Genomic DNA, 24,969 nt, shown 5'->3' on the forward strand with positions numbered 1-24,969 from the left:
GCATTGGGCCGCAGGGCAACCGTGTGCCGCCCGTGTCCGATTCTCGACAAATCTTGTCCGTCCGGTTCGAGCAAGACACATTACACTGCGCTCATAACTCTTATACATGTCCTTTCATGCCGTCGCCGCTGCCCGCCTGGGGTGGTGCCCGCTGAAAACTCTCTGCTGCTACCGAAAACATGGAAACCAGTCTCGACAAGCGCGCTCTGCCGGGCGCCGCCGCCGGTTCGTCCGCGGCCGCTTCCGCCCCCGCCGCGGTGCAACGCACCGTCTATTCGGTGCTCGGTGCGATCAGCTTCTCGCACCTGCTCAACGACATGATCCAGTCGCTGATCCTCGCCATCTACCCGATGCTCAAGGACAACTTCTCGCTGTCGTTCACGCAGATCGGGCTCATCACGCTCACCTACCAGATCACGGCATCGATGCTGCAGCCGCTGGTGGGCGTCTATACCGACAAGCGGCCGCTGCCGTATTCACTGCCCGTCGGCATGGGCTTCACGCTGTGCGGCCTCCTGCTGATGTCGGTCGCGCCAAGTTTCGGCGTGCTGCTCGTGGCAGCGGCGCTGGTGGGCTGCGGCTCGTCCGTGTTCCATCCGGAATCGTCGCGCGTCGCCCGCATGGCCTCGGGCGGCCAGCATGGTCTGGCGCAGTCGCTCTTCCAGGTGGGCGGCAACGCGGGCTCGTCGCTCGGGCCGCTGCTCGCCGCCGCGATCGTCATTCCGCACGGCCAGCGCAGCATTGCGTGGTTCTCGGCAGCCGCGCTCGTCGGCATGGTCGTGCTCACGCAGATCGGCCGCTGGTACAAGGCACATCCCGCGCTGAAGAAAAAGCGCGCCGAGGTGCCACACGTGGCGCTCTCGCGCGCACGCGTGGCGGGCGCCATCGGCGTTCTCGTGCTGCTCGTGTTCTCGAAGTACTTCTACCTCGCGAGCATCAACAGCTACTTCACGTTCTATCTGATCGACCGTTTCCACCTTTCCGTGCAGGCCGCGCAGATCCATCTGTTCGTGTTCCTCGCCGCCGTTGCCGCAGGCACGATCATCGGCGGTCCAGTGGGTGACCGCATCGGCCGCAAGTACGTGATCTGGGTCTCGATTCTCGGCGTGGCGCCCTTCACGCTGCTGCTGCCCTACGCCAACCTGTTCTGGACCGGCGTGCTCACGGTCATCATCGGCGTGGTGCTGGCCTCGGCGTTCTCGGCCATCCTCGTGTATGCCCAGGAGCTGATTCCGGGCAAGGTGGGCATGGTCGCGGGTCTGTTCTTCGGCTTCGCGTTCGGCCTTGGCGGCATCGGCGCAGCGGTGCTCGGCCAACTGGCCGATGCCACGAGCATCGCCTTCGTCTACAAGGTCTGCTCGTTCCTGCCGCTCATCGGCATCCTCACCGTGCTGCTGCCCAACGTGGAAGGCAAGCGCGCGAAGAAGGCCGCATAAGCGCTGCAGCACGCCTCATTGCCCAGCAAAACGGCCGGACGCCCCTCGGGGCTCCGGCCGTTTTGCTTTGTGCGCCTGCACACGCTTTGCCTCGCCGCGACTTCGTACTAGGCTTGTTGTTGGCCGCCGACGCTCGCCCGCCAGCCATCCCGGCCATGTCCGGCCAGACGAGGCGAGATGCGGCGCTTCCGAGACGCCCGCCCACGAGGTCCGTCATGCAACTGTCCACGGTAGAGATCGAAAAGCCCGAAGCCACCAACTTCATCCTTGGCCAGACCCACTTCATCAAATCCGTCGAGGACCTGCACGAGGCGCTCTACGGCACGGTGCCGGGCATCCAGTTCGGCCTCGCGTTCTGCGAGGCGTCGGGCAAGCGGCTCGTGCGGCGCTCGGGCACGCAGGACGCGCTCATCGAGATGGCGACGCAAAACGCACTGCGCATCGGCGCGGGTCACTGCTTCATCGTCTTTCTCGGCGACGGCTTTTTCCCCATCAACGTGCTCAACACGATCAAGGCCGTGCCCGAGGTCTGCCGCATCTTCTGCGCCACCGCGAATCCAACGCAGGTGCTGATCGCGGAAACCGATCAAGGACGCGGCATCGTCGGCGTGGTGGACGGCATGCCGCCACTCGGCGTCGAGGCCGAGGACGACGTGCGCTGGCGCAAGGACCTGTTGCGTGCGATCGGCTACAAGGCCTGAGCGCGCCCATGGCAGCACTGCGCGAGGCCATCGAGCGGCAGACGGCGCACGCGCTCGCGTGCGGCGCGCTCCACCCCATTGAGACCGCGCATACCTTCATCGACGATGGCGGCGTGCGCTTTTACGTGCGCGTGGCCGGGAATCTTGCGCGCAAGGACACGGCACGGCTCACGCCGCAGACTCCGGTTGCGTCCGGCTCGCAGCCGCCGCGCGATCCGTTCCTGCCTTACGAGCCCGATCTGTTTGTCTGCGACCTGTCGCCCACGCACGTCGCGCTGCTCAACAAGTTCAATGTGATCGACCAGCACCTGCTGATCGTGACGCGCCGCTACGAGCCGCAGGAAGCGCTGCTCGACGCGGCTGACTTCACCGCGCTGATCGCGGCGCTGCGCGAGATCGACGGTCTCGCGTTCTACAACGGCGGCGCGGCGGCAGGCGCGAGCCAGCCGCACAAGCATCTGCAGATGGTGCCGCTGCCGCTCGCAGGCGACGGGCCTCGCGCGACGCCCCTCGAAGCCCTGCTCGGCAGCGCGCAGGCGGTTCACGGCGCGCGTCCCATCGCGATCGTGCCAGGGCTCGCGTTTCGCCACGCCTTCGCGCGCCTCGACCTCGGCCCCGACAAGGCCACGCCGGACGCCGCCGCGCAGGTCGCACTCGACTGCTATCGCGCGCTGCTAGACGCGGCGGGCGTGAGCGCTATCGACGTGGGCGGCGTCGCGCATCAGAGTGCGCCGTACAACCTGCTCGTCACGCGCAAGTGGATGCTGGTCGTGCCGCGCACGGCGGAATGCGTCGAGGGAATCTCGGTGAACTCGCTCGGCTTTGCCGGTTCGTTCTTCGTGCGCAACGCAGCGCAGTTGCAGACGCTCACGCAACTCGGCCCGATGACGGCGCTAGAACGCGTGAGTGTGGCGCGCTGAGGTGCGCTGACGTGCGTTCAGCGCTCGACAACGAGCGGCTCGAGCGCCGCGCGAAGCGCATCGGGCAACGCGCTCACGGGCCGGCGCGTGGCACGATCGACGTAGACGTGCACGAAATGCCCCTGCGCCGCGGGTGCGTCCTCGCCTTCGCGAAAGAGGCCTACCTCATAGCGCACGCTCGACGAACCGAGCCGCGCCACACGCAGCCCCGCCTCCACGCGCTCGGGAAACACGAGCGGCGCGAAGTAGTTGCACTGCGTTTCGACCACGAGCCCGATCGTCGTGCCGTGTTCGATGTCGAGCGCGCCCGCGCGTATCAGATACTCGTTCACGACGGTGTCGAAGTAGCTGTAGTAGACGACATTGTTCACGTGGCCGTAGACATCGTTGTCCATCCAGCGCGTGCCGATCGGCAGGAAATGACGATACCCGGAGCGGGCGACGGTGACGGGTCGATTCATCAGCGTGATCCAGGGAAGGCATAGCGGGAAAGTGTCGAGCGTCTTGCGGCCATCACTGGCCCGGACGCTCGACGAACTCGAACGGCAGGCCGCGCCGGCGCATCCATTCTCCGAGCGCCTGCCCCGTGCCGGCGCGCCACGGCCGTAGCTTCGCGGGCTCGACGAGGCGGTATTCGAGCAGTTCCGGCGAGAGCGCGATCGTGCCCGACGCCTTCACGTGATACGCGATGATGAGTTCGTTCTTGCGGATGAATTCATACACGCCAACCAGTTCGACGCTCTCGGCGCGCAGCGCGGTCTCTTCACACACCTCGCGCGCGATGCCCTCTTCGGGCGTCTCGCCGTTTTCGAGAAAGCCGGTGATGAGCGCGAACATGCCTTCGGGCCACGCGGCGTTGCGGGCGAGCAGAATGCGGCCCTCGTACTCGACGATCGCCGCCACGACGGGCAGCGGGTTGTTCCAGTGGACGTAGCCGCAGGCGTAGTCCGGGCAGGCGAGACGCACGCGGCCGCCTTCGTGGTCGGGATCGGTGCGCTCGGTCAGGCGCGTGGCGCAGCGCGGGCAAAACTGGTAGTCGCTCATGGGGGAAAAGGCACGGGTCGATGGCGCTGCGAACCCGCTGCGCGGCCCGGCGGGCACGCTCGCGGCTCGCGCGAAAGCGTCCATTCTAGTGCGCTATCGGCACGCGCGTGCGACCGCGCAAAACCGGTGCGATGCCGCGTGCCCGCCGTTTTCACGCCTCTGCACGACCTCACGGCTCACACTAGCGCGCCGCCTCGCGCGTGAGCCACACCCGCCACAGCAGTCCGAGCGCCCCGGCCACGAGCGCGCCCGCCGCGAGCCACAGCGATGGCGAGAACGAGCCCGTCGACGCCGCGAGCGGCGCGGCCACGAGCGGCCCCGCGATCTGCCCGACGCCATAGGCAGCCGTCGCATAGCCCATCAGCGCGGCCGCATGCTCGCCGCGCAGAAGGCGCGCCTCGCGCATCGCGAAGAGCGTGATCGCCGTGAACGGCAATCCGATCAACACGCTGCCGAACGAAAATCCCGCGGCGTTGGGCCAGACGATACCGAGCGCGATACCCACGGCCTGCAGCACGTACGCGCCCGCCAGCATCACGCGGTTGTCCCAATGCAGCGGGAAGCGCGCCGCCAGCAGCGCGCCGGTGATCAGCGCCGCGCCGAACATCGGCCAGAACAGGTCGGGCCACGCCGAGCCGGGCAGCGCGTGGCGCGCGATCACGGGCAGGAACGTCGCCGTGATGATGTAGCCGAAGCCGGGCACGCCATACAGCAGCACGAGCCAGAGAGCGTCCGCGCGGCGGTCTTCGCCGGTGTCGTGCGCGGTGCCGGCCGTCGTGCTCGCAGCGGGGCGCGGCGCCAGCGCGCGCATGTCCTCGCCAAACGCGGGCCAGACGAGCACGGCGAGCAGCGCGCTGATGAGCCCGAAGCCTAGCCAACCCGCGCGCGCGCCGAGACCGCCTGCCGCGCTCACGAACAGCCCGGTCGCGATAATGCCGACGCCCGGACCGGTGTAGATCACGCCGCCCCACTCGTTCGCGCCCAGTTGCGCAAGCCGCCGCAGGCCCCATTGCGAGGCGAATACGAACGTCCATGCGCTCACCGCGCCCGCCACGAAACGCACCGCCGCCCAGATCCAGAACTGCTCGGTGAGGCCCATCGCGAGCGTGAGGAGCACCGTGGCCACGAGGCCGGCGCGCACGATCTTCGCGGGCGCGATGCGCAGCGCCACGCAACTGAGCGCGCCGACGAAGTAGCCCGCGTAGTTCAGCGATGCGAGCCAGCCACCGTGGCGCAGGTCGAGCGCGCCGCCGTGCAGCATCAGTGGCAAGAGCGGCGTGAACGCGAAGCGCCCGACACCCAAGGCGACGGCGAGGGTAATCATGCAGGCCAACGCCGCGCGGCGCCCGGCATGCGGGCGTGGCCCGGAAACGCAGGCGGCGCGGGGGACGTAGTCGTTCATGAGTTCATTGCGTTAAGCGATTGCCTACCATCGTAGGCAATTCTATCGTTCACGAAAAATGAATTATCATGAATCAATGCATCCCGAGGAGAGAACTATGGACCTCGCCGAACTGGCGATTTTCCGGGCGGTCGTGCGGGAAAACGGCGTGACGCGGGCCGCCGCCAAGCTCAACCGCGTGCAGTCGAACGTGACGACGCGCATCAAGCAACTCGAAGATCAGCTCGGCACGCCGCTCTTCACGCGCGAGGGCCGCCGCCTCATTCTCACGCCCGCGGGCGAAACCCTGCTGCCCTACGCCGAGCGTCTGCTCGCGCTTGCCGACGAAGCGCGCCATGCGCTGAAGGCCGGACGCCCGGCGGGACGCCTGAGGCTCGGCACCATGGAAAGCGCTGCGGCAAGCCGTCTGCCCGGCCTGCTTGCGCACTATCACCAGACATGGCCCGAGGTCACGCTCGAACTGGAAACGGGCACGACGGGCACGCTGATCGAACGTCTGCGCGAATACGAAATCGATGCCGCGCTGATCGCCACGCCGCTCGACGGCCTGCCGGACCCCGAAGTGTTCGACGTCGTGCCGGTCTATCGCGAGGAACTCGTGATGCTCACGCCGCGCGGGCACCGGGCAATCCGTCAGCCTCGCGATATCGCGCTCTCCACGCTCGTCGCGTTCGAGCGCGGCTGCGCGTATCGCGCCTACGTCGAGCGCTGGTATCTGGAGCATGGCATCCGGCCGTCACGCGTGCTGGAACTGGGCTCGTATCACGCGATCGTTGCGTGCGTGGCGGCGGGCGCGGGGGTGGCCGTCGCGCCGCGCTCGGTGCTCGAACTGCAACGCAGCGCCGACGAGGTCACGGTGCATTCCCTTGGCAAGCTCGGCCAGATCGACACGCTGCTTGCCTGGCGTCGTGGCCACTTTTCGCCCGCGCTCGGCGCGTTGAAGGACGCGCTGACGGAGCATGCACAACGCACAGGCTGTGCGGCGTTGCCGTTAGCAGGTGAAGCTGCAGCTGCAGCAACGGCGGCAGGCCTTCACGCCATTTAAGCCGCGCGGAAAACAAAAAGGGCTGCCCTCACGGACAGCCCTTTTTTCATCGCCAAGCGGCGATCAAGCCGCCGCGCGCGGCATTACAGCTTCGCTTCGACCCAGCCCTTCACGCCGGCAAGCGCGGCCGGCAGGTTGGCAGGCTCCGTGCCGCCCGCCTGCGCCATGTCGGGACGGCCGCCGCCCTTGCCGCCCACCTGCTGGGCGACGAAGTTCACGAGTTCGCCGGCCTTGACCTTCTTGCTCGCCTCGGCGGTCACGCCGGCGATCAGGCTGACCTTGCCGCCTTCCACCGCCGCCAGCACGATGGCCGCGCTCTTGAGCTTGTCCTTGAGCTTGTCCACGGTCTCGCGCAGCGTCTTCGAATCGGCGCCGTCGAGCGTCGCGGCGAGCACGTGCACGCCATTCACTTCGATCGCCTGGCCGACGAGCTCGTCGCCCTGGCTCGAAGCGAGCTTCGACTTGAGCGCGCCCAGTTCCTTTTCCAGCGACTTGACCTGGTCCTGCACCTGCGCGATGCGCTGCGTGAGCTCCGAAGGCTGCGCCTTCAGCGCCGCCGCTGCCGCGTTGATGCGGGCGTCGAGGTCCTGCACGAAGCGCACGGCGTTGTCGCCCGTGATCGCTTCCACGCGACGGATGCCCGCGGCCACGCCGCCTTCCATTACGATCTTGAAGAGGCCGATGTCGCCGCTGCGATGCACGTGCGTGCCGCCGCACAGCTCGCGCGAGAAGCCGAGGTCGAGCACGCGCACTTCGTCGCCGTACTTCTCGCCGAACAGCGCCATCGCGCCGCCCTTCACGGCATCGTCGTACGACATCACGCGCACGATGCCGGGCGCGTTCGCGATCACTTCCGCGTTGACGATCTGCTCGACACGGCGGATTTCGTCATCCGTCATCGGCGCGTTGTGCGCGAAGTCGAAACGGGTTTTATCCGCGTCGACGAGCGAGCCCTTCTGCTGCACGTGCGCACCGAGCACTTCGCGCAACGCCTTGTGCATCAAGTGCGTGGCCGAGTGGTTGCGCGCGGTGCGGGCGCGGCGGATGGCGTCGATTTCCGCCTTCACGACGTCGCCAACCTTGAGCGTGCCTTGCTCGAGCGTACCGTGGTGGCCGGCAACGTCGGCTTGAACCTTGAGCGTGTCGGCAACGGCGAAGCGGATGCTCGCGTTCGAGATCACACCCTGGTCGCCCACCTGGCCGCCCGATTCCGCGTAGAACGGCGTGTGGTCGAGCACGACCACAGCGTCCTGGCCCGTCTTCACTTCGTTGACCGAGGAGCCGTCCACGTAGAGCGCGACGACCTTCGCGTCGTCGAACACGATTTCTTCGTAGCCGTGGAACGTCGTCTTCGCGCCCGAGTATTCGAGGCCCTGCGTCAGCATCTTGAACTTGCCTGCCGCGCGCGCCTGCTCGCGCTGACGCGCCATCGCTTCGTCGAACGCCGGCTCGTCGACCGTCATGTTGCGCTCACGGCACACGTCGGCCGTGAGGTCGAGCGGGAAACCGTACGTGTCGTGCAGCTTGAACGCGAGTTCGCCGTCGAGCGTCTTACGGCCCTTGGCCTCGAGGTCTGCGAGTTCGGCTTCGAGGATCGACATGCCGTTCTCGATGGTCTCGAAGAAGCGCTCTTCTTCCTGGCGCAGAACGTCCGTCACGCGTTGCTGCGCTTCGGCGAGTTCCGGGTAAGCCGCGCCCATTTCGGCGACGAGATCCCCCACCAGCTTGTGGAAGAACGCGCCCTTCTTGCCGAGCTTGTAGCCGTGGCGGATCGCGCGGCGCACGATACGGCGCAGCACGTAGCCGCGGCCTTCGTTGCCCGGAATCACGCCGTCGACGATCAGGAACGAGCACGCGCGGATGTGGTCGGCGATGACCTTCAGCGAATTGTTCGTGAGATCGGGCGTGTTCGTTTCGCGCGAAGCCGCCTTGATGAGGTTCTGGAACAGGTCGATCTCATAGTTGCTGTGCACGTGCTGGAGCACGGCGGCAAGGCGCTCGAGACCCATGCCCGTATCGACGCACTGCTTGGGCAGCGGCGTCATGTTGCCCTGGGCGTCGCGGTTGAACTGCATGAACACGAGATTCCAGATCTCGATGAAGCGGTCGCCGTCTTCCTCAGGAGACCCCGGAGGGCCGCCCCAGATTTCCGGGCCGTGGTCGTAAAACACTTCCGAGCACGGACCGCACGGGCCGGTATCGGCCATCTGCCAGAAGTTGTCGGAAGCGTAGCGCGCGCCCTTGTTGTCGCCGATGCGGATGATGCGCTCGACCGGCACGCCGATTTCCTTCGCCCAGATGTCGAAGGCTTCGTCGTCTTCCTGGTAGACGGTCACCGTGAGCTTCTCTGCCGGCAGCGCGTAGACCTTGGTCAGCAGTTCCCAGCAGTAGTGGATCGCGTCGCGCTTGAAATAGTCGCCGAACGAGAAGTTGCCGAGCATCTCGAAGAACGTGTGGTGGCGCGCCGTGTAGCCGACGTTTTCGAGGTCGTTGTGCTTGCCGCCGGCGCGCACGCTGCGCTGCGCGGTCGTGGCGCGCGAGTACGGGCGCTTGTCGGTGCCGAGGAACACGTCCTTGAACTGCACCATGCCCGAGTTGGTGAAGAGCAGTGTCGGGTCGTTGCCCGGCACGAGGCTCGACGAGCGCACGATCGTGTGGCCCTTCGATTCGAAGAACTTGAGGAATTTCTCGCGGATGTCGGCGGCTTTCATGGCGTGCGTTGGGTCCTTCCTGGGGCGTTCGGTGCGTCAATCTTGGTCGTGGTCGGGGCCCCGGCCGGTGGCGAAAACCCCGATGCTGAATCGAACGATTATACGGGATCGCCGAGCGCTCGCGGCGGCGCGCCCCGCGTGGTTTGCATGGGCGCGACATGGCGTGCGGCGGCGACGGGCCGCTCGGTTTTGTTCCGCAGTGCGGAACTTTGTACCGAATATTGACGCGTACCCCGCCTTTTCGCTTACTATGGGCGGCATCGGCCTGCGCGCCATGTGCGCTCACGGCCTGCCTTAGAACGACATTGGAAGACACAGCATGGGCGCTCTCAGCCATATTCGCGTACTCGATCTCACCCGCGTCCTCGCCGGACCGTGGTGCGCACAGACCCTCGCCGACTTCGGCGCCGACGTGATCAAGGTCGAGCGCCCCGGCGCCGGCGACGACACGCGCCACTGGGGCCCTCCGTACCTGAAAACGCCCGACGGCGCGGACACCGCGGAAGCGGCCTACTACCTCGCCGCGAACCGCAACAAGCGCTCGGTGACGGTGGACATCGCCACGCCCGAGGGGCAGCGCATCGTGCGCGAGCTGGCCGCGCAAAGCGACGTCGTGCTGGAGAACTACAAGGCAGGCCAGTTGAAGAAATACGGGCTCGACTACGAGTCGCTGCGCGAAGTGAAGCCCGACCTCATCTACTGCTCGGTCACCGGCTTCGGCCAAACGGGGCCCTACGCCTCGCGCGCAGGCTACGACTTCATCGTGCAGGGCATGGGCGGCTTCATGAGCATTACCGGCGAGCGCGACGCGCTGCCGGGCGGCGGCCCGCAAAAGGCGGGCGTCGCGATCGCCGACCTGATGACCGGCATGTATTCGACCATCGCCGTGCTCACGGCGCTCGCCCACCGCGACCGCACGGGCGTGGGCCAGTACATCGACATGGCGCTGCTCGACGTGCAGGTCGCCATGCTCGCGAACATGAACTCGAACTACCTCGCAAGCGGCAATCCGCCTGCGCGCTGGGGCAACGCGCATCCCAACATCGTGCCCTATCAGGCATTCCAGACGAGCGACAGCTGGATCATCCTCGCGGTGGGCAACGACGGACAGTTCCGCAAGTTCGTCGAAGTGGCGGGCCAGCCCGAGCTTGCCGACGACGAGCGCTTCGCGACCAATCCGGCGCGCGTGCGCCATCGCGACACGCTCGTGCCGATCGTCGCCGGGTTGATTCGCGGGCGCACAAAAGCCGACTGGATCGGCGCGCTCGAAGCCGCGGGCGTGCCGTGCGGGCCGATCAACAACCTCGCGGAAGTGTTCGATAACGAGCAGGTGATCGCGCGCGGGCTGCAGGTCGATGTGCCGCATCCTTCGGGCGGCACGGCGCGGCTCGTGGGCAACCCCATCCGCATGAGCGAGACTCCGCCGCGCGTGACGAGCCATCCGCCCACGCTCGGCGAGCATACCGATACGGTACTGCGCGAGGTGCTCGGCTACGGCGACGAGCAGGTAGCGGCGCTGCGCGGCAAGGGCGTGGTGTAACCACGACGCCCAGGGCGGCTAGCCGCGGTTCCCCGCCGACATCAGCCACGCGAGCCCCTGCGGCCAGTCGTCGAGCCCGCTTTCCGCGTTGATATGGCCGCGCGCGCCGATCTCGAACCAGCGGCTGCCCCACGCCTGCGCGCAGCGTTCGGAGAACGCCACGCCGCCATACGGATCGTCGCTGCTGGCGACCACGACGCTCGCAAACGGCAGCGCCGCCAGCGGCACCGGATCGAAGCCCCGTGCGTCGCGCGGAAATTCGGGACCGTGTGGATCGGGTAGCGCCACCAGCAGCGCGCCAGCCACCTTCGCGCGGGTCGCGGCGCTCGCGTGATGCGCGGCCCAGTGCGCCACGGTCAGGCAGCCCAGGCTGTGGGCGGCGAGGCGCACGCCAGCAGGCGCGCGTTGCACGGCGGCTTCGAGCGTCGTGCACCACGCCTCGCAGTCCGGGTGCATCCAGTCGGGCATCTGCACCCGCGTAAAGCCCGTGTGCGCGGCTTCCCAGCGCGTCTGCCAGTGCCCCGGCCCCGAATCCATATAGCCCGGCAGTACCAGCACAGACGTTTCATTCATCGTCACGTTTTTTCCTCGCTTGTTGTGGTCCGCGCGACGATCCGGCACCGGGACTGGCACGGCGGGTCGCGTCAGGTAGAATGGAAGACACCATCGGGTGCCCGGTTACGCGCTTTTATCCTTTTGACGGGTGCCCTCGAACGACTCCCTTTTCGCATGAATACCGAACGTAAAGACGCCGACCGCACGGACGCGCCTGCGGCATCCAATTTCATCCGCAACATCATCGACGACGACAACCAGTCGGGCAAGTGGGCGCAGCGCGTCGAAACGCGCTTCCCGCCGGAGCCGAACGGCTATCTGCACATCGGCCACGCGAAGAGCATCTGCCTGAACTTCGGCGTGGCGAAAAGCTACGGCGGCGTGTGCCACCTGCGCTTCGACGACACGAACCCGGAGAAGGAAGACGTCGAGTACGTCAACTCCATCATCGACGCTGTGGAGTGGCTTGGTTTTGAGTGGAAGAAGGACGACCAGGAATACCTCTTCTACGCGAGCGACTACTACGACAAGCTCTACGAGTTCGCCGAACTGCTGATCCAGCGCGGCAAGGCGTATGTGGACAGCCAGTCGCCGGAAGAGATGCGCGCGAACCGTGGCTCGGCCACGGAGGCCGGCAAGAACTCGCCGTTCCGCGAGCGCTCGGTCGAGGAAAACCTCGACCTGTTCCGCCGCATGAAGGCCGGTGAATTCGCCGAAGGCGCGCACGTGCTGCGCGCAAAGATCGACATGGCGTCGCCGAACTTCAACATGCGCGACCCGGTCATCTACCGCATCCGCTTCGCGCATCACTACCGCACCGGCGACAAGTGGTGCGTGTATCCGATGTACGACTACACGCACTGCATCTCGGACGCGCTGGAAAACATCACGCATTCGCTGTGCACGCTCGAGTTCGAAGACCATCGCCCGCTGTACGACTGGGTGCTCAGCGAACTGGCCGACGCCGGCGTGTTCACGCGCCCGCTGCCGCAGCAAATCGAGTTTTCGCGTCTGAACCTCACGTACGCGATCACGAGCAAGCGCAAGCTGCTGCAACTCGTGACCGAAAACCACGTGGACGGCTGGGACGACCCGCGCATGCCGACCATCGTCGGCGTGCGCCGCCGCGGCTTCACGCCCGAAGCCATCCAGCTCTTCTGCGAGCGCATCGGCGTGACGAAGGTCGATTCGTGGATCGACATGAGCGTGTTCGAAGGCGCGCTGCGCGACGACCTCGACGACAAGGCGCCGCGTGCGACCGCCGTGCTCGCCCCGCTCAAGCTCGTGATCGACAACTACCCCGAAGGCCAGTCCGAGGCATGTAGCGCGCCAGTGCATCCGCATCATCCGGAGCGCGGCAATCGCGCGTTCACGTTTTCGCGCGAACTGTGGATCGAGCGCGAGGACTTCCAGGATACGCCGCCGAAGGGCTATTTCCGCCTGTTCCCGGGTAACAAGGTGCGGCTGAAGTACGGCTTCGTCGTTGAATGCACGGGCGCGGAGAAGGACGCCGACGGCAACATCATTGCCGTGCATTGCAACTACTTCCCCGACAGCAAATCGGGCACCGAAGGCGCGAGCAACTACAAGGTCAAAGGCACGATCCACTGGATCAGCGCCGACAACGCCGTGCCGGCCGAAGTGCGCCTCTATGACCGCCTGTTCCGCGAAGAGCAGCCCGATGCGGGCGGCCGCGACTTCCTCGAGGCGCTGAATCCGGACTCGAAGCGCGTTGTTCAGGCTTTTGTCGAACCGGGCGCACGCGACGCCGCGCCCGAAGACCGCTATCAGTTCGAACGCCATGGCTACTTCGTCGCCGACCGCTACGATTCGAAGCCGGGTGCGCCGGTGTTCAACCGCATCGTCGGTTTGCGCGACAGCTGGGGCAAGTAAGGCGCGCGCCCGCCAGCAAGCAAAAAGCCCGCACAGATTTGTGCGGGCTTTTTCTTTTCGACAGCGGCTAGCGAGAACGCCCTAAAGTTTGCGATGCAATTCGGCGAGCGAAAGCGTCGTGTTGAAAAGGCGCGCGAGACTGCGGCTCGCGTAGCGATCGACTTCGCCTGGCGGGGTCCAGCGCCAGGCGTCCATTTCCGGGATCATCACGCCGTCCTCCCTGCGCGGAAAGAGCGACACGCAAACGCAACGCGAGAGATCGAGTTCATCGGCGCTCGCGCGCGCGGCGAAGAGATGCAGATCCTTGTCGCGCCGGTACAGATAGCGTCCAAGATCGACGAGCCGCGACGCCGCGACTTCGATGCCGGTCTCCTCGACCATCTCGCGGCGCGCGCTTTGCGATTCGGACTCGCCGGGCTCGCCCTGCCCCTTCGGAATGTCCCAGTGATTCGTGCCGGTTGCGTGCGCGAGCAGCACGCGGCCTTCAGGATCGAGCAGCACGATGCCGCACGAAACGATCTTGCCGTTCACCGCGCGCTCAGTGCTGCTTCTGGAAAACCCACGCGCCCTGGCCCGTGCGGCAGAAGTGCGGACGCAGTGTCATCGACTGGCCCTTCGCGTTGATGACGACCTCGGTGTCGCGGCAGGTCTTGTCGCCTTCCTTTTGCGTATTCGACGGCGTGATGGTCGAGGTGATGCGCGTGCCATTACGCGAGCCCTCGTTCGACCACGCCGTGGCCTCGCCATCGGCCTTGTGCTCGACGGCATCGCGCACAGCGTTCTGCAGCGAGCTGTAGTCCGCCTGGTTCATGAACGACATGGGCGTGTTGTTCAGAAAACCCAAGTTGGCGGCATGTGCGTTGCCCATGCCGACCGTGACAAAGAGCGCCGCGCCCAGGGCGCTCAGCGTATGCAGGGTTCGGGGCATTCTCGACATTTTGTGTTCTCCTCGACTGACTGAGCGATTCGGCGAAAAGCATAACACGCGCCCTTTTTTCGGCTCACCCAGCGAGGCCGCGCTCGCGCCCGGTTTCTTTTCAGATTGATCTGATGGTGAGGGCTAGCACCGATCACTACGATGGGTCCGTCGCCCACTTACATCTCCATCAGGAATATCTGACATGACCTACGCCATCGCCCTAAGGGTCTTTGCGGTCCTGCTGGCCCTCATCTGCGTCGGCCTGATGTCGTCCGTCGCGCACTACACGCACGCGCCACAAACGCAAACACCTGGCCCGAACCTCGCAATACACCTTGAGCGCCCTGAGCGCACCGAGCACGCGCCGCGCTGGCCGGACGCCACGGTGCGCATCGGTACGGTCGCGTTGCTCGTCTCCTTCGTCGTGCTCACCGGCGTCTGCCTGCTGATCGCGGGCGTCTGACGCAGCGCGCTCAGTCCACGCTCAATGCGCCCCCGGCTGCCAGCCGTCGGTGAGCGTGTCGAGAAACGCGATCACGTCCTTGATTTCGGCGTTACTGAATACTGGCGCGTCGCCCGGCTTGCGATCGAACGGCGGGTCCGTGTTCAGATTCACCCAGTAGCGGCGCGGTAGATCGTCGAACTTCTGCACGCGGCCCTTCACCACCGGATAGAACTCCTCCGGATTCGTATCGCGCCGCGCGTAGAAACGCAGCACATCTTCCAGCGAGTGATAAACGCCGTTGTGGAAGAACGACTTCTTGAGCGCGACGTTGCGCAGCGTCGGCGTGCGAAAGAGCCCGCAAAATTCCGCGCGATGATCGAGGTCCGTGCGTTCCGGGCCGCATGCCCCTAGATCAAAAAACTTGCGGTCGTGATTCACGGTAAGCGCACGGTTGCGCGGCACGCCCACAGCGATCAGACCGAAGTCGCTGAATTGCGGAGGCGAGCCGTCCTTTGCACGCTGGCTGATATGGCAGCTCGCGCAATTGCCCTTCTTCTCGTCGTTGAAGAGTTGCAGCCCGCGCAGCTCGGCGGCGCCGAGCGTGGCCTTGCCGGCCAGATACGCGTCGTATTTACTCGTGTACGGATAAAACACCTCGGGCGATTGCTCGAATGTCTCCAGTGACTTCAGCACGGCCTTGAAGGTTGCATCGTCGTCAGCCAGGACGCGCGCGCCGAATGCCTCGCGAAACGCCTCAGCGTATGGTGCCGCCCGCACGGCCTCGGCCACCTTCTTCGGCGAGCTCGCCATCTCGAACGTCGAGAGCAACGGAATGCGCGCCTGGTCCGAACCGCGATCGACGCGGCCGTCCCACGTGAGCCCGCCGGTCGGACCCGCATCGACGCTTTCATCGCCCTCGTCGTCGGAGTCGTGATAGTGCTCGGCGAACGCCGGCACCGCCTGCAGATACTTGAGCGTCGGCACGGCGCGCATGCCCTGGCGTCGCATGTCCGTGCCGCCGATCTGCACGTCGAGCGCGTTGCCCGGCGTGAACGCGTGGTCCGGGCTGTGACACGACGCGCACGCCATCTTGCCCGAGCCCGAGAGCGACGGGTCGAAGAACATCTGTTTGCCGAGCACCGTCATGCGGCGCACCTGCGCGTAGACCTCGGCACGCGTCTGTCCACCTTGCGCGGGCGCGGCGATTTTCATCAGCTTCACGCCCTGTGCGGCGCGCGCGTTCGCATTGGCGTCTTGCGCACGCGAGGCGCTGCCAGATGCGCCTGTCGTTGCATCGGCGGTCGCGGAACCGGACATGCTGCCGTCGCACGCCATCAGCAGCGACGACAGCGCCGCCGCCATCAGGAAGCGCCCCGCCTGGCGGCGCGCGCCGCCGTGCGATCGAGCGCGCGTCTCACCGTATGTTCGCGCCGTACGACGCGCCAATCTACGCAACATGCCTGGTCCCCGAAGCTTGAGCGCGACGCGCGCTTGCCGCCGCGCCGCTGCAGTGCGAATGCCGATGCGCTCACCCGCACATCGAAGTCGCGAAAGCGTATGTCAGGGATGTGACGCTCAAATGACATGCAGTAAGACAGATGTCATGCAATCAAAGGGCACAAAAAAGCTAAATGTAATTTTTTACATATCGCTGTCAAAAACGATTGCGACACTGCGCCTCGCCCGAAGGCCGGTGTCATTCGCGCCGGCCCTCCATGCGGGCCCCCAACGCGAGAGAGAGAAAAAAATGATCAACAAAAAGTGGTTCTATGCCACGCCGATCGCGGTAGCGGCGGCGACCCTGGCCGTCGCCGCTTGCGGCGGCAACGACAACAGCAAGCCCGGCCTTTCGTCGGTGAAGAACATCGTCGTGATCTACGCGGAAAACCGCAGCTTCGACAACCTGTACGGCAGCTTCCCGGGCGCCAATGGCCTGCAGAACCTGAGCGCGCAAAGCACGCAGCAGCTCGATCGCGACGGCTCCGTGCTCGCCACGCTGCCGACCGTCTGGAACGGTCTCACGCAAACGGGCGTCACGCCCGTGGTGACCGCGGCGATGACCGAGAACATGCCGAATGCGCCGTTCGCCATCGACGACGCGAAAGGCTACAACGTGCCGCTCTCGGTCACGACGCGCGACCTGTACCACCGCTTCTACGAGAACCAGATGCAGATCCACGGCGGCAAGAACGACATGTTCGCGGCCTACGCCGACTCCGGCGGTCTCGTGATGGGGCACTACACGACGAGCGCAGAAAAGCTGCCGCTCTGGAAGATCGCCCAGCAATACACGCTCGCCGACAACTTCTTCATGGGCGCGTTCGGCGGCTCGTTCCTGAATCACCAGTGGCTGATCTGCGCGTGCACGCCGTTCTACGCGAACGCGGACACGAACCCGGCCAAGCCGACGATCTCGGCCGTGGACGCCGACGGCGTTTCGCTCACGCTCGCGTCGAACTCGCCGAAGTCGGCGCTCGACGGCATTCCGAAATTCGTGAAATCGGGCAATCTGACGCCGGACTTCTACGCGGTGAACACGATGCAGCCGCCGTATCAGCCGAGCGGCAACGCGCCGGCTTCGGGTGGCGACGCGAACCTGGCCGACCCGTCGAACGCCTCCACGATGCCCGCGCAAACGACGCAGAACATCGGCGACCTGCTTTCGAACGCGGGCGTGTCGTGGGCGTGGTACGGCGGCGCGTGGGGCGCGGCCGTGAGCGCGGCGCAGAACAGCACCTCGGGCGTGATCTACGGTGCGAACATGACGGCGCCGAACTTCCAGCCCCACCATCAGCCGTTCAACTACTTCGCGAACTACGCGCCGGGCACCGACGCGCGCGCGAAGCACCTGCTCGACGGCGGCATGGACGGCACGGAGTTCATCAAGGCGATCGACGCAGGCGCGCTGCCGGCAGTGGCGTTCTACAAGCCGCAGGGCAACCTGAACGAGCACGCGGGCTACACGGACGTGGCGAGCGGCGACCAACATATCGCCGACGTCATCGCGCATCTGCAGAAGAGCCCGCAGTGGAACAACATGGTCGTGGTCGTCACCTACGACGAAAACGGCGGCTTCTGGGATCACGCTGCGCCGCCCAAGGGCGACCGCTGGGGTCCGGGCTCGCGCATTCCGGCGCTCATCATCTCGCCGTATGCGAAGAAGGGTTACGTCGACCACACGCAGTACGACACGACCTCGATCCTGCGCCTCATCACGCGGCGCTTCTCGCTGCCGACGCTGCCGGGGCTCGCGAACCGCGACGCCGCGCTCAAGAGCAACGGCGCCCAGCCGATGGGCGATCTGACCAACGCGCTCGACGTGAAGCTCTAAGCGCGAGACACCAACCGACCATCGATGACCGGATGTTGCTCATCCGGTTTGACGGGCAGCCCTCGGGCTGCCCTTTTTTATTGCGCCGGCGCCAGGCGCTGAGCCGCGACGTTTGACCACGGATCCTTCTGCGCGAGATGCACTACCTTACAGATTGGTTACTGCACAAATCTTGACGGAGGTCATTGTGAAATACGTCGAATCGACTCTCCTGCCGGGCGAGAGGATCGTCTGCGAGGGACACCCCTGCTTCTGGGCGATGGGTCCGCGTATCACATTCAGCCTTTTGCTCATGGTTTGGGGCGTGCTCATCGGCACCATGGGCACGTCGCCGTTCGCTGCGGTGGGGTTTTTCGTCGCAGGTCTGGGACTGTTCGGCGCCTCGCTGCTCGCCTGGTGGACGACGGAATTCGCCGTGACAAATAAACGCGTGGTGGCGAAGTTCGGCGCGCTGCGTCGGCACACCGTGGAGCTGACGCTTGCGAAGATCGAGAGCGTGCGGGTCGAGCAAAGCCTGATTGGCCGGATATTCGACTACGGTTCGCTCGTGATTGGTGGTGGGGGCCTCATCGCGACGCCGATTCCCGGCATTTCGAATCCGCATGAGTTTCGCCGTGTGGTGTTTCTCGCGCAAGCGGCCGAGGAGCCGGTGCCGTTGCGGCTCGTGGCGTGAGGGCGTTGATTCGGATTGGATTCGCGGTGTGTGAAAAAGCAAAAAGCCCGGCAGTGAAGGCCGGGCTTTTTGTTTGTTTGATCTGGCGCGACAGGAGGGGCTCGAACCCCCGACCCTCGGCTTAGAAGGCCGATGCTCTATCCAGCTGAGCTACTGTCGCGTGAACGTGCGCAAGGCCGCAAGCGGGCCGCACGAAGACGGGGCTGGATTATACCGCGATCGTCCCATGCGGTCGCGCCCTGCTCATCACGCCTGCAAAGGGCCTTCGCGCCAGATTCAAACCGGCTGCTGATGGAGCGCAAACCAGCCAAGGCAGATCGCACCCGCGATCAGGCAGTACGCACCGAACGATGCGAGGCGCCCACGCCCCTCGAAATAGCTCATCAGGAACTTCACGCTCAGCCAGGCCGCGATGCCCGTGAGCACGCCGCCCACGACCGCAGTCATCAGCTGATCTCGCGCGTGAAAGAGCTTCGGCAGTTCGAGCACGCCAGCCGCAAAGATGATCGGCGTGCCGAGCAGGAACGAGAACTCCGCAGCCTTTTCTGCCGTGAGGCCTGCCGCATTGCCGGCGATCATCGTGAGACCGCTGCGCGAAAAACCGGGAATGAGCGCGCCGATCTGGGCGAGGCCGACGAGAAACGCCTGGCGGAACGTGAGCTTCTCGGGCGGACGATGTGCACGCGCGCGCTGGAGACGATCGCCGAACCACAGCAGCACGCCATTGACCATCAACGCGGCCGCGACAATGCGCAGATCGTGAAAGATGGCTTCGATGCGCTTTTCGAGCACGAGGCCAACGATGCCCGTCGGAATCGTCCCGATAATGAGCGCCCACATCATATGGCCGTCGTCGTTCTTACGGCCGGCCAGCGAACTGAAGAAGCCGCTGATCAGCGCGACCCAGCGTTCACGGAAATACCAGAGGAGAGCGACCGCGGTTCCCAGATGCAAGGCAACGAGGAACGGCAGCAGTTGCGGCGCGTGCTTGTCGATGTGCATGCCGAACAGCGCGGGCACGAGCAGCGTATGGCCAAGACTGCTCACGGGGAACAGTTCGGTGACGCCTTGCAACACGCTCAGGAAGAATAGAAACCAGAGACTCACGCGCGGATCCTCGTAATGATGGTGTAAGGGGCCGGACCGTTGCGGAGCCGGTGCGGCAAAGCGCACCGATTATGCCTGGGCCGTATTGCAGCGCCAAGCCTGGAGAGGGATTTGTCGGAAAAGTTACTGCGTCGCAACAAAGTTGGCTGCGAAGACACGGATTCTGGCGCGAACGCGCGTGTCGCGCTTGCGAGAACCGGATGAGGGGGACGGAACGTCGCGCGATCAGCGCGCCATCTTGTAGAAGAAATACGCGCTGCTGCCGACAAAGAGGCTGAACAGCGCCATGCTCATTGCCATTGCGAGGTCCATGGGGGTCTCCTGCGAAAATGCTCTGTGCGCCAGCGCACGGTCATGCGGATTATGCTGACTCTCGTCCTTGAACAATACCCACGCTTTCCCGACAAGGGTTTTCACGCATGAGAAAGCAGCGCAAAATCCGCCTGCCCGGCGCATGTGCGCCGCCCTCCTTCCACCCACTCCAGGCCCGCCCATGAACGCTCATCCAGAAAAGGACATCCTCACCCTCACCCGCGGTGCCTCGACGTTGCGTTTCGCGCCGTGGGCCGGCGGCCGCTTGCTCTCGTGGCAAGTCGACGGCCGCCCGGTCATCGTGTGGCCGGAGAATGCAAACTGGGCCGAACCGGCACGCGTGCGCGGCGGCAATCCGCTGCTCTTCCCGTTCCTTGGGCGCCATCGTGTGGACGGCCAGATCGGCCGCTGGCGCGACGCCCAAGGCGTGGTTCGCGATCTGCCGATGCACGGCTTTGCGCGTGACCTGCCGTTCGCAGCGCTTGTCGACGACGATGGCCACGGCCTGAAGATGACGCTCGTCGACTCGGATGCAACGCGCACGGGCTACCCGTTCGCCTTTCGCTTCGAAGCGGCCTACCGGCTCGCCGACGCGCATACGCTCGAAGTCACGCTCGCCGCGACCAATACCGGCGCGCAGCCGCTCCCCTGGTACGCGGGCCATCACTTCTATTTCGCCCTGCCGCACGCCCAGCGCGCGCAAACGACGCTCGACTTGCCGCCTGCCCAGCGCCGTCATCAACTCGCGGACGGCTCGATCAGCGCGCCCGAGCCCGGCAAGGCGCAATACAGACTCGACGACGCCAGCATCATCGACCGTTTCCATGTGCTCGAACCCACGCCGCCCGCCACGCCGGTGCGCCTCGTCGCACCGGGACTCGGCCGCGCGGTGACGATCGATCTGAACCGGCCCGGCTCGCTCCCCTGGTACGCCGTGACGACGTGGACGGAAGCCGCGGACTCGGACTTCTACTGCGTCGAACCCTGGCTTGGCCTGCCTGATGCGATCCATAACGGGCTCGGCCTGCGCTGGCTCGCACCGGGTCAAACGGAGACGGCGACGCTGCGCATCGGCGTCGAGACGCTCGGTGGCTAATCGCGCCCGCAGGCCTCCTCTGGTGCCGGCACGGGCATGGGCGCTGCCGCTTTCGTCAGTCATTCGTCAGGCAAAACCCCAGTTGCTTTGGCAAAACCGCTAAAATCGGGCGTTTTGCCAGCGCGGCGGACTTCGGTCCGTCGAGGCAAGGTCATGCGAGGTTCAATGTTGGCACCAGGAATCAGACGGATTGCGTGTGCGGCGCTCGTTGCGTTGCTCGCGGCGTGCGGATCGGCTCCAGTCGGCCCCGGCTTTTACCGCGTGGAACGCGGCGACACCGTGTACAAGATCGCGCGCAGCAATCGCCAGTCCGTACAGAACATCGTGCGCTGGAACAATCTGTCGAATCCCGACGCCATCGAAGTCGGCCAGGTCCTGCGCGTGGAGCCGCCTGCCGGTACAGCGAGCGCCCGTACCGGTGGCGCGCCACGTAGTGCAGCTGCGCCGCGCGAGAGTGCCAATGCAGCCGAGACGGCTGCTGCGCCGTCACCCGCGGAGTCGTCCGCACCGTCGACAGCGGCCGCGCCTTCGATTTCGCTCGTCTGGCCGACTAGCGGTCAGGTCATCCGCGGCTTCGATGGCCGCAATTCGAAGGGCATCGACATCGTCAATGCGGCCGGCACGCCAATCGTCGCTGCCGCGCCCGGCACCGTGGTCTATGCAGGCAATGGACTGCGGGGCTACGGTAACTTGCTAATCATCAAGCACAGCGGCGATTACCTGACAGCCTATGCACACAATCAGGCATTGTTCGTGAAGGAAGGTCAAAGCGTCACGCAAGGGCAAAAGATCGCGGAAATGGGCAACAGCGACAACGATCGCGTGATGCTGCATTTCGAGCTGCGATACCAGGGGCGCTCGATCGATCCAACTCGACAACTCCCCGCGCGCTGACACTGGCCGTTGCTGCCAGCCGATCAATGAACAAAAAAAAAGCCCGGCATGGCGCCGGGCTAACGGGGGTTTGGCGCATATCGGCAAAGGACCGGTTTACCATGCGCCGAATCGCAATCTATCAACGGGCTTCCTGCGGCGCAATCACTTAATTAGCCCGAAAATGTGCTACGCCGCACGGATTATGTGTCGCATCACTTTTCAGCAACGAATGAGGACGCCGAATCAACTGTTCGGGTGCACCGAATCGCGCGCTTCAATGACACAAGACGACAACTCGTCGAATGGCGCAAAGGCTTGCTGGACGGGACATTCAGGCTGACGTCGATTGCGCTTTCGAGGGCTTTTCGCAAGCCCGAATCGGTGGTTTAAAGCATGGCGATTTGTGCATTTTCGAGGCCACTGGCTTTAGTGGGCGAGCGCACGTAACAGCGCATTTATTCGGCGTGCTGTACAAATTTGAAACATCAATTCGCAGCACGCTTAGATCAGATGTTTGGCCGATTTAATGTTGCTTATTGTCTGTATTTTGGCGGCGAAAGCCTGGATATCGACAATTAATGTGATTAATCCCGCTGCTTTGGCGTTCGCCATCCGGCCAGCGGCCGGCAGACCGACTATCGTTTATAGTATCGGCCGCAACGAATTCCCCACTACCATGACTATCGAAGACGCCAACCCCAGTTCGACGTACACCAAGCTGCTCGGCGAAACCGCCAAGATCGACTGGCAAGATCTCGAGCGCTTCTTTGCGCAAGGCAAGCTGTTGAGCGTAGCGCGCGACCTCGACCTCGTGAGCGTGGCCGAGGCCATTGCCAGCGACAATAGTGCGGTCGTCACGCAATGGCTGTCTTCGGGCCTCGTCGAACGCATGCAGGCGGAAACCGCAGCGGATTACGCGGCTCGCAAGCCCGAGTTGTGGGCGGTTGTCGTCTCGCCGTGGGTGTGCGTGCAGGAACGCGCTTGAGCGGCGCCGAGGCCCTGCCCGATCAACGAGGTTGGCATCGGCGCGTGCTGACGCTCGCGTTTCCCATCGTCCTCGCCAATCTCACACAGCCTATCCTCGGTGCCGTCGATACGGCTGTGGCAGGTCACCTCGGCAGTGCGGCCGACCTTGGCGGCGTCGCACTGGGCGGCCTGTTCTTCAACTTCGTGTTTTGGGGCTTCGGCTTCCTGCGCATGGGGACGACCGGACTCGTCGCACAGGCCTACGGCGCGCGCGACCTCCCCGCCCTGCGCGCGAATGTCGTACGCGCCCTGCTCCTGGCATTCGCGATCGGCGCCGCGATCTTGCTGATTCAAGCTCCCTTGATCCGGTACACGCTCGCGGCCATTGGCGGCAGCATCGAGGTGCAACGCAACGCCGGGGTCTACTGCCTTGCGCGCATCGGCTCGGCGCCGTTCGCCCTGGCTAACTACGTCGTGCTCGGCTTTCTGCTCGGCACGCAGCGCGTGCGCATTGCGCTGCTTTCGCAGATCTTTATCAATCTCACGAACGTCGTCGCGGTGCTCGCCTACGTGTACGCGTTGCGATGGGGCATCGCCGGTATCGGCGCGGCAACAGCGACGGCAGATACGCTCGGTTTTGTCTTTGGGGCCTGCGTGCTGTGGAGGCTACGTCCTCGCGGGCTCGCACCGCTTGCGCTGCAAATCGTGCTCGCCCCCGCGGCGCTCAAGCGCCTCGTCGCGATCAATCGCGACATCTTTTTGCGCACGCTCTGTCTATTGGGCTCGTTCGGGTGGTTCGCACATCTGGGCGCCAAGCAAGGCGACGCGATCCTTGCCGCAAATGCGCTGCTGCTCAACTTCCAGACCTTCATGGCCTACGGTCTCGACGGGTTCGCCCATGCAGCCGAAGCGCTGGTGGGCGCGGCGATCGGCGCAGGCAATCGTCATGCGTTCCGTCAAGCCGTGAAGATCAACCTGTTCTGGGCAGCACTAGGCGCCGTTGGTTTTTCGCTGGTTTATTGGGTCTGTGGCCCGTGGATCATCGCTCAGCTCACCGATCAGCCAGCGGTGCGTGCCGCCGCCGAGGCATTCCTCCCATGGGCGGCGCTGTCACCGCTCATTTCCGTGTGGGGATTTCTGCTGGACGGCGTATTCATCGGGGCCACGCGAACACGCGAGCTCATGCAAGCCATGGCCGTGTCGCTGGCTGTGTTTCTTTGTGTGTCCTGGGCGCTGGTCGGGCCGCTCGGCAATCATGGATTGTGGATTGCCCTGCTTGTCTTCATGGCCGCGCGCGGCATGACGCTCTCGCCCTTGCTGCCGCGCATTAGCGGCGCGATCGGCCCTATGTCTGCGCAGTTGCGCTGAGCGTGCTCGCGCCCGGCATCGGCGCTTATTGAGCGGGTGGCGGGTTGTCGATCATCATCGGCGGCCGATCGTCGGTCGGCACGCCGTGGTAGTCGGGCGGGTCCTGCGGCGGGGTGCCGTGGCGGTGATTCGTTGCGTTATCAGCGCATGCCGAAAGCAAAACGGCCATTGCAAGGGCCAGATAAACACGGGGCATCGCCTCAAATCCTTTCTGAATGATGATCCGATCAGCGCTCCCGAGAGGTCGCGAAGCGGCTGAACTTGCTATTTTTTCCGTTGCCACATTGTTCTAAGATGCGGACATGGCTGCAATCGACAGGAGGCTGCCATGGATGCCGAAACTATTGCGGGTCTGATCGGTCTTGGTGTGGGTCTGATCGTTCTGCTCGGGCTATCGATTTTCGAATCGCGCGCCTACCGGAAGGAGCACGACGGCGAAGGCATGATGCATCACTGGCTAGCCGAGCATCACGTGCTTGACAGGGTTCGCCGCAGGCACTGAACCCAGCGCCGGTAGCCCACGGCGTGTACATTGCCTGACTCTCGCCGCGGCCAGTCGAGCTGGCCGTGTGTCGGCTTTCGCTACGTCGTTTCGTGAACGGCAGACTCGCGCTTTCATTTCAACGCCA

The 24,969-nt window shown here is 65.0% G+C and carries 25 protein-coding genes and 1 tRNA gene; 14 read left to right on the forward strand and 12 right to left on the reverse strand.

Annotation, left to right across the window (positions count from 1 at the left end):
• The first annotated feature begins 179 nt into the window (after positions 1-179).
• The 3 genes from U5A57_RS06490 to U5A57_RS06500 all read left to right on the forward strand — a co-directional run bounded on the left by U5A57_RS06490 (position 180) and on the right by U5A57_RS06500 (position 3,057).
• Entirely contained in the window at positions 180-1,436 is a 1,257-nt protein-coding gene (locus U5A57_RS06490; protein WP_321909150.1) for an MFS transporter, read from the forward strand.
• Positions 1,437-1,651: 215 nt separating this feature from the next.
• On the forward strand, positions 1,652-2,137 hold the full coding sequence (locus U5A57_RS06495; RefSeq protein WP_321909151.1) for an adenosine-specific kinase: 486 nt from the start codon (positions 1,652-1,654) through the stop codon (positions 2,135-2,137).
• A gap of 8 nt (positions 2,138-2,145) precedes the next feature.
• Positions 2,146-3,057: an ATP adenylyltransferase family protein gene (locus U5A57_RS06500; RefSeq protein ID WP_321909153.1), complete on the forward strand. Its 912-nt coding sequence runs from the start codon at positions 2,146-2,148 to the stop codon at positions 3,055-3,057.
• A 17-nt stretch (positions 3,058-3,074) separates the two neighbouring features.
• On the opposite strand, the gene U5A57_RS06505 is transcribed toward U5A57_RS06500, so the two are convergent.
• From U5A57_RS06505 to U5A57_RS06515, 3 genes are all read right to left on the reverse strand, one after another.
• On the reverse strand, positions 3,075-3,518 hold the full coding sequence (locus U5A57_RS06505) for a thioesterase family protein (RefSeq protein ID WP_321909155.1): 444 nt from the start codon (positions 3,516-3,518) through the stop codon (positions 3,075-3,077).
• Between the two features lie 52 nt (positions 3,519-3,570).
• A complete protein-coding gene (locus tag U5A57_RS06510; protein WP_321909157.1) occupies positions 3,571-4,101 on the reverse strand; it encodes an NUDIX domain-containing protein in 531 nt (176 codons plus the stop codon).
• Positions 4,102-4,282: 181 nt separating this feature from the next.
• Positions 4,283-5,503 carry a YbfB/YjiJ family MFS transporter gene (locus U5A57_RS06515; protein WP_415774582.1) on the reverse strand — a complete coding sequence of 407 codons (1,221 nt, stop codon included), beginning with the start codon at positions 5,501-5,503 and terminating at the stop codon, positions 4,283-4,285.
• Positions 5,504-5,600: 97 nt separating this feature from the next.
• Here U5A57_RS06515 and U5A57_RS06520 point away from each other — a divergent pair, with 97 nt between their 5' ends.
• The gene (locus tag U5A57_RS06520; protein ID WP_321909160.1) at positions 5,601-6,548 is read left to right on the forward strand and encodes a LysR substrate-binding domain-containing protein; all 948 of its coding nucleotides are present in this window, start codon (positions 5,601-5,603) and stop codon (positions 6,546-6,548) included.
• A gap of 83 nt (positions 6,549-6,631) precedes the next feature.
• On the opposite strand, the gene alaS is transcribed toward U5A57_RS06520, so the two are convergent.
• Complete coding sequence (gene alaS, locus U5A57_RS06525) at positions 6,632-9,259, reverse strand: alanine--tRNA ligase (protein WP_321909162.1); 2,628 nt, start codon at positions 9,257-9,259, stop codon at positions 6,632-6,634.
• Between the two features lie 319 nt (positions 9,260-9,578).
• Between alaS and U5A57_RS06530 the strand changes: the two genes are divergently transcribed.
• The gene (locus tag U5A57_RS06530; RefSeq protein ID WP_321909164.1) at positions 9,579-10,799 is read left to right on the forward strand and encodes a CaiB/BaiF CoA-transferase family protein; all 1,221 of its coding nucleotides are present in this window, start codon (positions 9,579-9,581) and stop codon (positions 10,797-10,799) included.
• An 18-nt stretch (positions 10,800-10,817) separates the two neighbouring features.
• Here U5A57_RS06530 and U5A57_RS06535 read toward each other — a convergent pair whose 3' ends face one another.
• A complete protein-coding gene (locus U5A57_RS06535) occupies positions 10,818-11,372 on the reverse strand; it encodes an RBBP9/YdeN family alpha/beta hydrolase (protein ID WP_321909165.1) in 555 nt (184 codons plus the stop codon).
• Between the two features lie 156 nt (positions 11,373-11,528).
• Between U5A57_RS06535 and U5A57_RS06540 the strand changes: the two genes are divergently transcribed.
• Entirely contained in the window at positions 11,529-13,247 is a 1,719-nt protein-coding gene (locus tag U5A57_RS06540; RefSeq protein WP_321909167.1) for a glutamine--tRNA ligase/YqeY domain fusion protein, read from the forward strand.
• An 81-nt stretch (positions 13,248-13,328) separates the two neighbouring features.
• Here the strand turns inward: U5A57_RS06540 and U5A57_RS06545 are convergent, their stop codons facing one another.
• Together U5A57_RS06545 and U5A57_RS06550 are read right to left on the reverse strand one after the other, a co-directional pair.
• Entirely contained in the window at positions 13,329-13,778 is a 450-nt protein-coding gene (locus U5A57_RS06545; RefSeq protein WP_321909168.1) for an NUDIX hydrolase, read from the reverse strand.
• 7 nt (positions 13,779-13,785) lie between these two features.
• Positions 13,786-14,184 (reverse strand): RT0821/Lpp0805 family surface protein, encoded by a 399-nt coding sequence (locus U5A57_RS06550; RefSeq protein ID WP_321909169.1) that lies wholly within the window; start codon positions 14,182-14,184, stop codon positions 13,786-13,788.
• Between the two features lie 184 nt (positions 14,185-14,368).
• Between U5A57_RS06550 and U5A57_RS06555 the strand changes: the two genes are divergently transcribed.
• Positions 14,369-14,629, forward strand: coding sequence for a hypothetical protein (locus U5A57_RS06555; protein ID WP_321909170.1), 261 nt, complete (start codon positions 14,369-14,371; stop codon positions 14,627-14,629).
• Between the two features lie 21 nt (positions 14,630-14,650).
• Here the strand turns inward: U5A57_RS06555 and U5A57_RS06560 are convergent, their stop codons facing one another.
• Positions 14,651-16,069: a cytochrome-c peroxidase gene (locus U5A57_RS06560; protein WP_415774583.1), complete on the reverse strand. Its 1,419-nt coding sequence runs from the start codon at positions 16,067-16,069 to the stop codon at positions 14,651-14,653.
• Positions 16,070-16,358: 289 nt separating this feature from the next.
• On the opposite strand from U5A57_RS06560, the gene U5A57_RS06565 reads away from it, so the two are divergent.
• Both U5A57_RS06565 and U5A57_RS06570 read left to right on the forward strand, forming a co-directional pair.
• A complete protein-coding gene (locus U5A57_RS06565) occupies positions 16,359-17,942 on the forward strand; it encodes an acid phosphatase (protein ID WP_321909172.1) in 1,584 nt (527 codons plus the stop codon).
• 187 nt (positions 17,943-18,129) lie between these two features.
• Positions 18,130-18,615 carry a PH domain-containing protein gene (locus U5A57_RS06570; RefSeq protein ID WP_321909174.1) on the forward strand — a complete coding sequence of 162 codons (486 nt, stop codon included), beginning with the start codon at positions 18,130-18,132 and terminating at the stop codon, positions 18,613-18,615.
• Positions 18,616-18,698: 83 nt separating this feature from the next.
• Here U5A57_RS06570 and U5A57_RS06575 read toward each other — a convergent pair.
• From U5A57_RS06575 to U5A57_RS06585, 3 genes are all read right to left on the reverse strand, one after another.
• Positions 18,699-18,775, reverse strand: a tRNA-Arg gene (locus U5A57_RS06575).
• Between the two features lie 116 nt (positions 18,776-18,891).
• On the reverse strand, positions 18,892-19,722 hold the full coding sequence (locus U5A57_RS06580) for an undecaprenyl-diphosphate phosphatase (RefSeq protein WP_321909176.1): 831 nt from the start codon (positions 19,720-19,722) through the stop codon (positions 18,892-18,894).
• Positions 19,723-19,947: 225 nt separating this feature from the next.
• Positions 19,948-20,178 (reverse strand): hypothetical protein, encoded by a 231-nt coding sequence (locus U5A57_RS06585; RefSeq protein ID WP_321909177.1) that lies wholly within the window; start codon positions 20,176-20,178, stop codon positions 19,948-19,950.
• A 37-nt stretch (positions 20,179-20,215) separates the two neighbouring features.
• On the opposite strand from U5A57_RS06585, the gene U5A57_RS06590 reads away from it, so the two are divergent.
• From U5A57_RS06590 to U5A57_RS06605, 4 genes are all read left to right on the forward strand, one after another.
• The gene (locus tag U5A57_RS06590; protein ID WP_321909179.1) at positions 20,216-21,130 is read left to right on the forward strand and encodes an aldose epimerase; all 915 of its coding nucleotides are present in this window, start codon (positions 20,216-20,218) and stop codon (positions 21,128-21,130) included.
• A 165-nt stretch (positions 21,131-21,295) separates the two neighbouring features.
• The gene (locus tag U5A57_RS06595) at positions 21,296-22,024 is read left to right on the forward strand and encodes a peptidoglycan DD-metalloendopeptidase family protein (RefSeq protein WP_321909181.1); all 729 of its coding nucleotides are present in this window, start codon (positions 21,296-21,298) and stop codon (positions 22,022-22,024) included.
• A gap of 658 nt (positions 22,025-22,682) precedes the next feature.
• Positions 22,683-22,991 carry a DUF2288 domain-containing protein gene (locus U5A57_RS06600; RefSeq protein WP_321909182.1) on the forward strand — a complete coding sequence of 103 codons (309 nt, stop codon included), beginning with the start codon at positions 22,683-22,685 and terminating at the stop codon, positions 22,989-22,991.
• On the forward strand, positions 22,988-24,340 hold the full coding sequence (locus tag U5A57_RS06605) for an MATE family efflux transporter (RefSeq protein ID WP_415774584.1): 1,353 nt from the start codon (positions 22,988-22,990) through the stop codon (positions 24,338-24,340). Before U5A57_RS06600 ends, U5A57_RS06605 begins: the two co-directional genes overlap by 4 nt.
• Before the next feature lie 25 nt (positions 24,341-24,365).
• On the opposite strand, the gene U5A57_RS06610 is transcribed toward U5A57_RS06605, so the two are convergent.
• Positions 24,366-24,536: a hypothetical protein gene (locus U5A57_RS06610; protein WP_321909186.1), complete on the reverse strand. Its 171-nt coding sequence runs from the start codon at positions 24,534-24,536 to the stop codon at positions 24,366-24,368.
• Positions 24,537-24,668: 132 nt separating this feature from the next.
• Between U5A57_RS06610 and U5A57_RS06615 the strand changes: the two genes are divergently transcribed.
• Positions 24,669-24,842, forward strand: a complete 174-nt coding sequence (locus U5A57_RS06615; RefSeq protein ID WP_321909188.1) for a hypothetical protein — start codon at positions 24,669-24,671, stop codon at positions 24,840-24,842.
• Positions 24,843-24,969 lie beyond the last annotated feature (127 nt).

The organism is Paraburkholderia sp. J11-2 (assembly GCF_905220185.1).
In the GTDB taxonomy this organism is placed as follows: Bacteria; Pseudomonadota; Gammaproteobacteria; order Burkholderiales; family Burkholderiaceae; genus Paraburkholderia.

Bases quoted from the DNA above. Each gene is read 5' to 3' on its own strand.
- U5A57_RS06585 (WP_321909177.1), bottom strand. From the start codon at position 20,178: ATGCGCCGGGCAGGCGGATTTTGCGCTGCTTTCTCATGCGTGAAAACC.
- U5A57_RS06510 (WP_321909157.1), bottom strand. From the start codon at position 4,101: ATGAGCGACTACCAGTTTTGCCCGCGCTGCGCCACGCGCCTGACCGAG.
- U5A57_RS06495 (WP_321909151.1), top strand. From the start codon at position 1,652: ATGCAACTGTCCACGGTAGAGATCGAAAAGCCCGAAGCCACCAACTTC.
- alaS (WP_321909162.1), bottom strand. From the start codon at position 9,259: ATGAAAGCCGCCGACATCCGCGAGAAATTCCTCAAGTTCTTCGAATCG.
- U5A57_RS06615 (WP_321909188.1), top strand. From the start codon at position 24,669: ATGGATGCCGAAACTATTGCGGGTCTGATCGGTCTTGGTGTGGGTCTG.
- U5A57_RS06560 (WP_415774583.1), bottom strand. From the start codon at position 16,069: ATGTTGCGTAGATTGGCGCGTCGTACGGCGCGAACATACGGTGAGACG.
- U5A57_RS06610 (WP_321909186.1), bottom strand. From the start codon at position 24,536: ATGCCCCGTGTTTATCTGGCCCTTGCAATGGCCGTTTTGCTTTCGGCA.
- U5A57_RS06500 (WP_321909153.1), top strand. From the start codon at position 2,146: ATGGCAGCACTGCGCGAGGCCATCGAGCGGCAGACGGCGCACGCGCTC.
- U5A57_RS06590 (WP_321909179.1), top strand. From the start codon at position 20,216: ATGAACGCTCATCCAGAAAAGGACATCCTCACCCTCACCCGCGGTGCC.
- U5A57_RS06535 (WP_321909165.1), bottom strand. From the start codon at position 11,372: ATGAATGAAACGTCTGTGCTGGTACTGCCGGGCTATATGGATTCGGGG.
- U5A57_RS06540 (WP_321909167.1), top strand. From the start codon at position 11,529: ATGAATACCGAACGTAAAGACGCCGACCGCACGGACGCGCCTGCGGCA.
- U5A57_RS06520 (WP_321909160.1), top strand. From the start codon at position 5,601: ATGGACCTCGCCGAACTGGCGATTTTCCGGGCGGTCGTGCGGGAAAAC.
- U5A57_RS06600 (WP_321909182.1), top strand. From the start codon at position 22,683: ATGACTATCGAAGACGCCAACCCCAGTTCGACGTACACCAAGCTGCTC.
- U5A57_RS06565 (WP_321909172.1), top strand. From the start codon at position 16,359: ATGATCAACAAAAAGTGGTTCTATGCCACGCCGATCGCGGTAGCGGCG.
- U5A57_RS06505 (WP_321909155.1), bottom strand. From the start codon at position 3,518: ATGAATCGACCCGTCACCGTCGCCCGCTCCGGGTATCGTCATTTCCTG.
- U5A57_RS06515 (WP_415774582.1), bottom strand. From the start codon at position 5,503: ATGAACGACTACGTCCCCCGCGCCGCCTGCGTTTCCGGGCCACGCCCG.
- U5A57_RS06550 (WP_321909169.1), bottom strand. From the start codon at position 14,184: ATGTCGAGAATGCCCCGAACCCTGCATACGCTGAGCGCCCTGGGCGCG.
- U5A57_RS06530 (WP_321909164.1), top strand. From the start codon at position 9,579: ATGGGCGCTCTCAGCCATATTCGCGTACTCGATCTCACCCGCGTCCTC.
- U5A57_RS06595 (WP_321909181.1), top strand. From the start codon at position 21,296: ATGTTGGCACCAGGAATCAGACGGATTGCGTGTGCGGCGCTCGTTGCG.
- U5A57_RS06555 (WP_321909170.1), top strand. From the start codon at position 14,369: ATGACCTACGCCATCGCCCTAAGGGTCTTTGCGGTCCTGCTGGCCCTC.
- U5A57_RS06490 (WP_321909150.1), top strand. From the start codon at position 180: ATGGAAACCAGTCTCGACAAGCGCGCTCTGCCGGGCGCCGCCGCCGGT.